Origin of the sequence: Polaromonas sp. (genome assembly GCF_031411155.1) — a bacterium.
Taxonomy (GTDB): domain Bacteria; phylum Pseudomonadota; class Gammaproteobacteria; order Burkholderiales; family Burkholderiaceae_C; genus Polaromonas.
This window is the reverse complement of the sequence record NZ_JANOAL010000170.1, coordinates 1-9,633: the sequence shown is the minus strand read 5'-3', so window position 1 is coordinate 9,633 and position 9,633 is coordinate 1. Positions and strand designations below refer to the sequence as shown.

Here is a 9,633-nt window from a genome sequence, read left to right as displayed (position 1 = left end):
ATCCACGAGGCCACCGGCCTGCCGCATGCCAGCTGCCACGACGGCGTGATGCACGCCTGCGGCCACGACGGCCACACGGCGATGCTGCTGGCCGCCGCGCAGCACCTCGCGCAGCGGGGGGACTTTTCCGGCACCTTGAACCTGATCTTCCAGCCGGCCGAAGAAGGCGGCGGCGGCGCGCTGCGCATGATGGACGACGGCCTGTTCGAGAAATACCCCTGCGACGCGGTCTTCGCGATGCACAACATGCCCGGCGTGCCGCAGGGCCGGCTGGTGCTGCGCGAAGGCGCGGCGATGGCCTCGTCGGACTACGCCAGCGTCACGCTCACCGGCGTGGGCGGCCATGGCGCCATGCCGCACCGGGCCACCGACCCCGTCGTGGCGGCCGCCAGCATCGTGATGGCGCTGCAGACCATCGTCTCGCGCAACATCGACCCGCTGCAGATGGCCGTGGTGACGGTGGGCGCGCTGCACGCCGGCAAGGCCAACAACGTGATTCCGCAGAGCGCGACGCTGGAGCTCAGCGTGCGTTCGCTCGACCGCGAGGTGCGCAGCAAGCTCGAGCAGCGCATCAAGGCGCTGATCACCGCACAGGCCGAAAGCTTTGAGGTCACGGCGCAGATAGCCTGGCGACCCGGCTATGCGGTGCTGGTCAACACGCCAGCGGAAACCGCCTTCGCCCGCGAGGTGGCGCTGGAACTGGTCGGCGCCGAGCGCGTGACCCTGCAGGGCCCGGCCGTGACCGGCAGTGAAGACTTCGCCTTCATGCTGGAGCGCGTGCCCGGCAGCTATCTGCTGATCGGCAACGGCGATGGCGACAGCGCCGGCGCCTGCATGGTGCACAACCCGGGCTATGACTTCAACGACGCCAACCTGCCCGTCGGCGCGGCCTACTGGGTGCTGCTGGCGCAACGCTTCCTGGTCTGAACCCGCCGGCAGTGCCCTGCAAGAACGGCGCCCCAGGGGCGCCGTTCTTTTGGCCATTTGGAAGCAAAATAGGACTCTAGCCCTTTACCTTATTGCCAAGACAGCTACTAAATTAATAGCAATTTGCCGGTGCTCGCCCGGTTCAGGCCTGCGCCTTCACCTTCAGGCGCCAGGCATGCAGCAGCGGCTCGGTATAGCCGCTGGGCTGCGCCAGACCCTTGAACACCAGGTCGCAAGCCGCCTTGTAAGCGGCCGAGGTGTCGAAGTGGCCGGCCATGTTCTTGTACAGCGGGTCGCCCGCGTTCTGCTTGTCCACCACGGCGGCCATGCGCTCAAACGTTTCCTTCACCTGCGCTTCGGTCACCACGCCGTGGTGCAGCCAGTTGGCGATGTGCTGGCTGCTGATGCGCAGCGTGGCACGGTCTTCCATCAGGCCGACGTTGTGGATGTCGGGCACCTTGGAGCAGCCCACGCCCTGGTCAATCCAGCGCACCACGTAGCCCAGGATGCCCTGGGCGTTGTTGTCGAGTTCCTGCTGCTTCTCGGCGGCCGACCAGTTGGGCGTGGCGCTGACGGGGATGGTCAGCAGGCCGTTCAGCAGGGTGCTGCGTTCTGCGTTGGCGTCGATCTTTTCCATTTCAGCCTGAATCTCGCTGACCAAAACCCGGTGGTAGTGCAGCGCGTGCAGCGTGGCGCCGGTCGGTGAGGGCACCCAGGCGGTGTTGGCGCCGGCCTTGGGGTGGGCGATTTTTTGTTCCAGCATGGCGGCCATCAGGTCGGGCATCGCCCACATCCCTTTGCCGATTTGCGCCTTGCCGCGCAGGCCGCAACTCAGGCCGACCAGCACATTGTTCTTTTCGTAGGCCTGAATCCAGGTGCTGGTTTTCATGTCGCCCTTGCGGATCATGGCGCCGGCCTGCATGGCGCTGTGCATCTCGTCGCCGGTGCGGTCCAGAAAGCCGGTGTTGATGAAGGCCACGCGGGCGCTGGCGGCGGCGATGCAGGCCTTCAGGTTGACGCTGGTGCGGCGCTCTTCGTCCATGATGCCGAGCTTGACGGTGTTGGCCGGCAGGCCCAGCAGCGCCTCGACGCGGCCAAACAGCTCGGATGCAAACGCCACTTCGGCCGGGCCGTGCATCTTGGGTTTCACGATGTAGACCGAGCCGGTGCGCGAGTTCACAATCGCCTCCTTGCCGCGGCGCTTCAGGTCGTGCATGGCAATCGTCACCGTGACCACCGCATCCAGAATGCCCTCGGGGATTTCCTGGCCGTTTCCATACAGGATGGCCGGATTCGTCATCAGGTGGCCCACATTGCGCAGGAACATCAGGCTGCGGCCGTGCAGTTTCACGGATTTACCGTCGGCGCCCGTGTACACCCGGTCCGCATTCAGGCCACGCGTGAAGGTCTTGCCGCCCTTGCTGACCTCTTCGGTCAAGGTGGCCTGCAAAATGCCCAGCCAGTTGCCATAGGCCAGCACCTTGTCCTCGGCATCGACCACGGCCACCGAATCTTCCAGATCGAGAATCGTGGACAGCGCCGCCTCCAGTACCAGGTCGCTGACACCGGCCGTATCCAGCTTGCCGATGGCGGTGCTGCGGTCGATCTGGAGGTCCAGGTGCAGGCCGTTGTGCTGCAGCAGCACAGCCGACGGCGCGGCGGCCTCGCCCTGGTAGCCGATGAATTGGGCCGCATCGGCCAGGCCGGTGCTGCCCGCCGCCGTCGTCACGACCAGCTTGCCGGCCTCGACGCTGTAGCGCGTCGCGTCCTTGTGCGAGCCGCTGGCCAAAGGCGCGGCCTGGTCCAGCACGTTGCGGGCAAAGGCGATGACCTTGGCGCCGCGCACCGGGTTGTAGCCCTTGCCTTTTTCGGCGCCGTCGGTCTCGGGGATCGCGTCGGTGCCATACAGCGCGTCGTACAAACTGCCCCAGCGCGCATTGGCGGCATTCAGCGCGTAGCGGGCGTTCAGCACCGGCACCACCAGTTGCGGGCCGGCCTGCAGCGCGAGTTCGGCATCGACGTTGGCGGTGCTGATCCTGACCTCGGCCGGCTGCGGCACCAGGTAGCCAATCGACTCCAGAAAGGCGCGGTAGGCGGGCATGTCGGCGATCGGACCGGGGTGCGCCTGGTGCCAGCGGTCCAGCTCGGTCTGCAGCCGGTCGCGCTCGGCCAGCAGGGCGATGTTTTTCGGGGCCAGGTCGGCCACGATGGCGTCAAAGCCTTTCCAGAAGGTCTCGCTGCTCACGCCGGTGCCGGGCAGCACCTGGTCTTCGATGAAGCGGTGCAAAACCGTGGCCACCTGCAGCTGGTGGCAGGCGGTGCGTGGGGTGGGGGTGGTGCTCATGGGGTCTGTCCTCGTTGAAATGAAACTGGCTTGAAAACGCACGGGCTCACGCCAGCGTCTTGTAGAAATAATAAAGGCTCAGGGCGGCGCCCACGGCAATCACCACGCGGCGCAGCCAGGGGCCCTGAATTTTGCGCGCCATGCGGGCGCCTGCATAGCCGCCGGCGCTGGCCGTCAGCAGCATCACCAGCGTGTGCGGCCAGCTGACCGCGCCCGCGACGATGAAGGTGACGACGGTGACGCTGTAGATCACGGCCGACAGCAGGTTTTTCAGCGCATTGATGTGCTGCATGTCCTCATGGCCGCTGATGGCCAGGCTGGCCATCATCAAAATGCCCATGCCCGCGCCAAAAAAGCCGCCGTAAATCGACACCAGCAGCTGCACCAGCCAGCCAGCGGGCGAGCCCGCGCCATGCTGGCTGTCGTGGCCGGGCCGGGCGTGGCTTACGCCCTGGCGCTGGCGCATGCGCCTGAGCGCCGCCGAGAGTTGCGGGCTGAAGGCAAACAGCAGGGTGGCAAAGGCCAGCAGCCACGGGATCAGCGCGGCAAAGCGCGCATCGCCCGCTGCCAGCAACAGCAGGCCGCCGGCAATGCCGCCCAGCAGCGAGGCCAGGCTCATGGGAATCAGGTAGCGCCGGTAGCGCGACAGCTCCAGCCGGTAGGCCCAGGCCCCGCTCAGGCTGCCCGGCCACAGCGCGACCGAATTGCTGGCGTTGGCCACCACCGGCGGCACGCCGACCGCCAGCAGCGCCGGAAACGAGAAAAACGTGCCGCCGCCGGCCACCGAATTGGCCGCGCCGGCCACAAATGCGCCGGCGCCTATCAGCAAGGCCTCGAGCGCCGTCATGCGCCGGCTTTCTGCGCCGCCAGGCCGGGAAGGCCCGGAAGGCCCGGAAGCGTCAGCACGTCGCGCAGGTTGCTGCCGGTGTACACGGGCTGCGTGCCGAGTTCTTCAAACGGCAGCTGGTAGCGGTTGACCCACAGCGTCTGGTAGCCAAACCAGGTGGCGGCCAGCGCGTCCCAGCTGTTGCAGCTGACAAAGGCAATCTGCCGCGCCTCCAGCCCGGTGGCCTGCAGCCCCAGCGCATAGGCTTCGGGAGCGGTTTTGTAGGTGCGGATGCTGTCCGCGCTGATCAGGTGATCAAGCAGGCCCTCCAGCCCGGCCGACTTGACGGCGACCTGGAGCATGGACGGGTCGCCATTGGACAAAATACCGGTGACGATGCCGCGCGCCTTCAGGGCCTGCAGCACCGCCTTGTTTTCCGGAAAGGCCGACAGGTGCCGGTACTGGTTCATCAGCTGCTGCTCGCGCTCGGGCGTCAGGTCCAGCGCCAGCCGCTTGCAGGCATAGCGCAGGCCGGCCACGGTCAGGTCCCAGAACGGCTGGTACACCGACTCCAGCTGCGGGCCGCTGCCGCGCCGCTTGCTGGTGGTGACGAGGCGGGTGTACTCAATCTGCTTGTCGCGCCACAGCAGGCCCAGCGCCTGGCCCTGGCCCGGAAACAGCTGCTCGGCCAGCATGGCCACGCTGTACACGTCAAACAGCGTGCCGTAGGCGTCAAACAAAACCGCGCGAACAGCGGCGGGCGGCTTGGCCGCAGCCTTGATGTCTTTCATGGGGTCTACTGTATTTGATACTTTGACCGCTATTGCTGGCCTTGAACGGGTTTTATACGTGACCAAATCAACCCTAATCGGCCCGCGCCCAGAGGGTTCACAATCCCCTCCATGCCCTCTTCACGCAACTCCGAGACGCTGGCCCTGACCGGCCGCATCCTTTTTTTGACGGCAGACCCCGGCCGCATGGCGGCGCAGCTTGCCGGGCAGAATCTGACGCTGGCCGGGGCCGGCGCGCTGCGCGACGACGTATCGACCGACGAGATCACGCCGGTCGCCATCATGAGCCACTACGACGGCAAGCTGGCGCGCTACCCCTACACCGGGCTCAAGCTGGGCGACGAGCGGCCCGTGGGCGTGAATGCGCTGGCGTCTGGCGGCTTTTGCGTCACGGTGGCGGGCCAGCGCTATGGCAAGGGCTCGTCGCGCGAGCACAGCCCGGCGGCCGAAAAGCTGGCCGGCATCCGGCTGGTGATTGCCGCGAGCTTTGAGCGCATCTACCGCCAGAACGCCGACAACGTGGGCCTGTTCACCTCGACCGACCTGGGCCTGGTGGCGCGTATCCAGCGCGGCGAGGCCATTTCCATCGACGAGCTGGTGGCGGGCCGCGATGCGCTGGCGGCGGCGATTTTGAAAAGCGGCGGCCTGCTGCGCTTTGGCCAGCTGCACATGGGCGCCGTCAAGGCATCGGCCGCGCCGCCCCCGACGCAGCCGCAAACCCTGTTTGAAAAAATCATCGCGCGCCACACGCTGGAGACCGACCTGACCCCGGCCACGCCCACACAAGGTGCGGGCCTGTTTGTGCGGGCCGACTGGCGCTTCATTCATGAGTACTACACCGGCATGTGCGCCCACATGCTGCACAGCACCTTTGGCCAGCCGCTGGCGCTGCAGCAGCCGGCGTCCATCATCGTGTTTGAAGACCACACCTCTTACGTCGCCAGCAGCCCGGCGCACATCGCGGGCGGGCTGGTGCCGAATGTGCTGGCCATGTGCCAGGCGCAGCGCGACTTTGCGGCCGGCTACGGGCTGCGCTTTCACCGCACGCTGACGGACGAGGAGGCCGCGCGCGATGACGGCTCCAACCTGGCAGGCATCAGCCACGCCATGATGGCCGAGCACTATGCGCTGCCGGGCCAGCTGGTGGTGGGCACCGACTCGCACACGCCGCACAGTGGCGCGCTGGGCTGCGTGGCGTTTGGCGTCGGCACCACCGACATGGCCAATGCCTTCATGACCGGCGCGGTGCGCATGACCATGCCGGCCTCCCTGCGCATTGACTTGAACGGTCCGCTGGCGCCAGGTATCACCGCCAAGGACATAGTCCTGCACCTGCTGGCGCTGCCCGCCATCAGGGCCGGGCTGGGCGTGGGCAAGGTGTTCGAGTTTTGCGGCTCCGCCGTGGCGCAGCTGGGCATTGACGAGCGCGCCACCCTGACCAATATGACGGCCGAGCTCGGCGGGCTGACCGGCATCGTCGCCCCGGATGCGCGGACCCAGGCCTTTTTGCGCGAGCGCCGTGGCCTGGAGTTTGCCATCGAGCGCTGGATGCGCAGTGACCCCGATGCCAGCTATGCCGGACACCTCACGCTGGACTGCGCCCGCCTGTCGCCCATGGTGGCCGCGCCCGGCGACCCCGGCAACGGCCTGCCGCTGGACCAGCTGGGCCGCAGCGTCAAGGTGGACATTGCCTACGGCGGCTCCTGCACCGCCGGCAAGCGCGAAGACTTTGACCACTACCACGCCGTGCTGGCCTGGGCGCTTGAGCGCGGCCTGCGCGTACCGCCCGGCGTCACGCTGTACCTGCAATACGGCACCACCGCCGTGCGTGACTACTGCATCGGGAAAGGCTATGACCAGACCTTTGCCGCCGTCGGCGCGCAGATGTTGCAGCCCTCGTGCGGTGCCTGCGCCAACTGCGGGCCGGGCTCGTCCACCGAGGCCGGCCAGGTCACGGTGAGCGCCATCAACCGCAACTTCCCCGGCCGCTCCGGCCCCGGCCAGGTCTGGCTGGCCAGCCCGCCCACGGTGATGGCGAGTGCGCTGGCGGGGCGGTTGATGTCGTTTGCGGCGCTGCAGGCCGGCGTCGCTGCCCGGTCCGGTTGCTATAAAAAATATAGCTGGCACGGCTTGTTTTGCCTGGCCTAGAGGCCTTTTTCGTTCAAAAACTCAGGCATCCAGGGCGTTTGCGCCGCTGGTCTGCAAATGCGCCAGCAGCAGGCGTGCCGCCGCCGGCAGGCTGGGCTCGTCGCGAAAGCAGATCGCAAAATGCCGCTGTGCCCACGGCTCGGCCAGCGGGATCAGGCACAGGTCATGGCTGGCGGCATAAGGCTGGGCCACCTCCAGCGGCACCACGCTGAGGGCCAGGTTGGCATGCACCACGCGCAGCGCGGCTTCAAAGTTGGAGACGATCACGCGGTTGACCAGCGTCTTGCCCAGGGCGGCGGCGGCGCGCTGCAGCATCAGTTGCACGGCGCTGGTCACGGGCAGGCTGACGTGTTCGTGGTCCAGTGTCTGCTCAAACCGCACCGACTTGGCGCCCGCCAGCGGGTGCGAGGGATGGACCACGATGGCCAGGTGGTCGCTGCGGTAGGGCCGGGACTGCAGCGCGCCCAGATCGGCGCCGTGCTCACTGGCCCAGCAAATGCCCAGCGAGGCGCTGCCTTGCCAGACGCCGCGCACCACCTCCGGGCTGATGCGTTCCTCCATGTCGACCCGGATGTCACGGTGCGCCGGGTCTTTCAGGAACGCGGCGACGTCGTCGGCCAGCGATTCGGCCATCACCGAGGCCGTGGCCAGCAGCCGCACCTGGCCCTTGATGCCCGAGGCATAGGCCGCCATGTCGCGCTCGATGCGGTCGGCGCTGGCCAGCATGGTGCGGGCATGCTCCAGCAGGGTTTCTCCGGCGGGTGTTGGCTCAACCCCGCGGCGTCGGCGCACCAGCAGGGGCGTGCCCACCTTCTCTTCGAGCTGGGCCAGACGCTTGCTGATGGCCGAGCCGACGATGTGGGCCTGCTCGCCGGCGCGCGCGATATTGCGGGTTTCGCAGACGCTGACAAACAGCCGCAAGGTGGTCAGATCGAGGTCGCGCATGACAGGGGATCGATGGAATACGGCATCACTAGATGTTCCTGATTGGAATCAATGCGGTTCCAAAATCTATTTTGTCATATTTTGTGGAATACCTAAAATCACGCCATGACACCCGCCGCCACCGCCCCAACACCCGGCTTGCCCCGCCACGTCATCCTGCGCGAGGTCGGCCTGCGCGACGGCCTGCAAAGCATAGACCGCGTCATGCCGACAGCGCAAAAACTCGAATGGATCCGGGACGCCTATGACGCCGGCCAGCGCGAGATCGAGGTCGGCTCCTTCGTGCCGGCGCGGCTGCTGCCGCAACTGGCCGATACCGCCGAACTGCTGGCCTTTGCCAAAACCCTGCCCGGTCTCACGGCCTCGGTGCTGGTGCCCAACCTCAGGGGCGCCGAACGCGCGATGGAATGTGACGCCGACCTGATGCTGCTGCCGCTGTCGGCCAGCCATGCCCACAGTCTGGCGAATCTGCGCAAGACCCCGGACCAGGGGGTGGCCGAGATCGGCCGCATCGTCGCCGCGCGCAACGCGGCCGGTTCGCGCAGCCTGATCGAGGTCGGCATCAGCACGGCCTTTGGCTGCACGCTGCAGGGCCGGGTAGAACCCGCCGAAGTGCTGCGCCTGCTGCAGGCGGTGCTGGACGCCGGCGCCGACCGCGTCGGCCTGGCCGACACGGTGGGCTATGCCGACCCGGCCATGGTGCGCGAGCTGTTCGGGCAAGCCTTGGCCGTTGCCGGTGACCGGCTCAACTGCGGCCATTTTCACGACACCCGCGGCATGGGCGTGGCCAATGTGTTTGCCGCCCTGCAGCTGGGCGTGACGCGCTTCGACGCCTGCCTGGCCGGCATTGGCGGCTGCCCGCATGCACCGGGCGCCAGTGGCAATGTGGCGACCGAGGACCTGGCCTATATGTTCGCCAGCATGGGCATTACCACCGGGCAAGACATTGACCGGCTGCTGGCCCTGCGGCAAAAAGTGGCGGGCTGGCTGGCCGGCGAGCCGCTGCACGGCACGCTCTGGCGGGCCGGTCTGCCCAGAACTATGCTGCCCGCGGGCGTGGCACCCGCCCCCTTGTGCGCCTGACCTCTGTTGGCGACTTTTTAATATTTCAATTCAAGATGCAAGAACATACTCCACCGCAACCTCTGGCCGGCTTGCGGGTCGTCGAATTTACTCACATGGTCATGGGCCCGACCTGCGGCATGGTGCTGGCCGACATGGGGGCCGAGGTGATCAAGGTCGAGCCGCTTGACGGCGACCGCACGCGCCATCTGCTCGGTGCCGGCTCGGGCTTTTTCCCCCTGTTCAACCGCAACAAAAAAAGCATTGCGATTGATCTGCACAGTCCGGCCGGGGCCGAGGTCGCCCGCAGGCTGGCGGCCTCGGCCGATGTCGTGGCCGAAAACTTCAAGCCCGGCACCATGGGCAAATACGGGCTGGACTACGCCGCGCTGTCGCAGGTGAATGAGCGCCTGATCTACGTCAGCCACAAGGGGTTTTTGCCCGGCCCCTACGACCACCGCACCGCGCTCGATGAAGTGGTGCAGATGATGGGCGGCCTGGCCTACATGACCGGCCGCCCCGGCGACCCGCTGCGCGCCGGCACCAGCGTCAACGACATCATGGGCGGGCTGTTCGGCGCCATTGGCGCC

At 67.1% G+C, this 9,633-nt stretch carries 8 protein-coding genes; 4 read left to right on the top strand and 4 right to left on the bottom strand.

What is annotated here, in order from left to right; translation table 11 throughout:
* A partial coding sequence (locus RMO23_RS11100; protein WP_309681433.1) for an amidohydrolase occupies nucleotides 1-927 on the top strand: 927 nt, incomplete at its 5' end.
* A gap of 142 nt (nucleotides 928-1,069) precedes the next feature.
* Here RMO23_RS11100 and RMO23_RS11095 read toward each other — a convergent pair.
* From RMO23_RS11095 to RMO23_RS11085, 3 genes are read right to left on the bottom strand one after another with little or no spacing between them, the layout of a single operon-like run.
* Nucleotides 1,070-3,271, bottom strand: a complete 2,202-nt coding sequence (locus tag RMO23_RS11095; RefSeq protein ID WP_309681431.1) for a malate synthase G — start codon at nucleotides 3,269-3,271, stop codon at nucleotides 1,070-1,072.
* Between the two features lie 46 nt (nucleotides 3,272-3,317).
* Nucleotides 3,318-4,118 carry a sulfite exporter TauE/SafE family protein gene (locus RMO23_RS11090; protein WP_309681429.1) on the bottom strand — a complete coding sequence of 267 codons (801 nt, stop codon included), beginning with the start codon at nucleotides 4,116-4,118 and terminating at the stop codon, nucleotides 3,318-3,320.
* Nucleotides 4,115-4,888, bottom strand: a complete 774-nt coding sequence (locus RMO23_RS11085; protein ID WP_309681427.1) for a haloacid dehalogenase type II — start codon at nucleotides 4,886-4,888, stop codon at nucleotides 4,115-4,117. The genes RMO23_RS11090 and RMO23_RS11085 overlap by 4 nt, the downstream gene beginning before the upstream one ends.
* Before the next feature lie 111 nt (nucleotides 4,889-4,999).
* On the opposite strand from RMO23_RS11085, the gene RMO23_RS11080 reads away from it, so the two are divergent.
* Nucleotides 5,000-7,036 (top strand): aconitase family protein, encoded by a 2,037-nt coding sequence (locus RMO23_RS11080; protein ID WP_309681425.1) that lies wholly within the window; start codon nucleotides 5,000-5,002, stop codon nucleotides 7,034-7,036.
* 21 nt (nucleotides 7,037-7,057) lie between these two features.
* Here RMO23_RS11080 and RMO23_RS11075 read toward each other — a convergent pair whose 3' ends face one another.
* Entirely contained in the window at nucleotides 7,058-7,981 is a 924-nt protein-coding gene (locus RMO23_RS11075; protein WP_309681424.1) for a LysR family transcriptional regulator, read from the bottom strand.
* Nucleotides 7,982-8,086: 105 nt separating this feature from the next.
* Between RMO23_RS11075 and RMO23_RS11070 the strand changes: the two genes are divergently transcribed.
* Together RMO23_RS11070 and RMO23_RS11065 are read left to right on the top strand one after the other, a co-directional pair.
* Nucleotides 8,087-9,064: a hydroxymethylglutaryl-CoA lyase gene (locus tag RMO23_RS11070; protein ID WP_309681421.1), complete on the top strand. Its 978-nt coding sequence runs from the start codon at nucleotides 8,087-8,089 to the stop codon at nucleotides 9,062-9,064.
* Nucleotides 9,065-9,099: 35 nt separating this feature from the next.
* Nucleotides 9,100-9,633: CoA transferase (locus RMO23_RS11065; protein WP_309681419.1), on the top strand; the 534-nt coding region annotated here is incomplete at its 3' end.

Coding starts and splice junctions, on each gene's coding strand:
- RMO23_RS11090 (WP_309681429.1), bottom strand. CDS start 4,118: ATGACGGCGCTCGAGGCCTTGCTGATAGGCGCCGGCGCATTTGTGGCC.
- RMO23_RS11080 (WP_309681425.1), top strand. CDS start 5,000: ATGCCCTCTTCACGCAACTCCGAGACGCTGGCCCTGACCGGCCGCATC.
- RMO23_RS11075 (WP_309681424.1), bottom strand. CDS start 7,981: ATGCGCGACCTCGATCTGACCACCTTGCGGCTGTTTGTCAGCGTCTGC.
- RMO23_RS11070 (WP_309681421.1), top strand. CDS start 8,087: ATGACACCCGCCGCCACCGCCCCAACACCCGGCTTGCCCCGCCACGTC.
- RMO23_RS11085 (WP_309681427.1), bottom strand. CDS start 4,888: ATGAAAGACATCAAGGCTGCGGCCAAGCCGCCCGCCGCTGTTCGCGCG.
- RMO23_RS11095 (WP_309681431.1), bottom strand. CDS start 3,271: ATGAGCACCACCCCCACCCCACGCACCGCCTGCCACCAGCTGCAGGTG.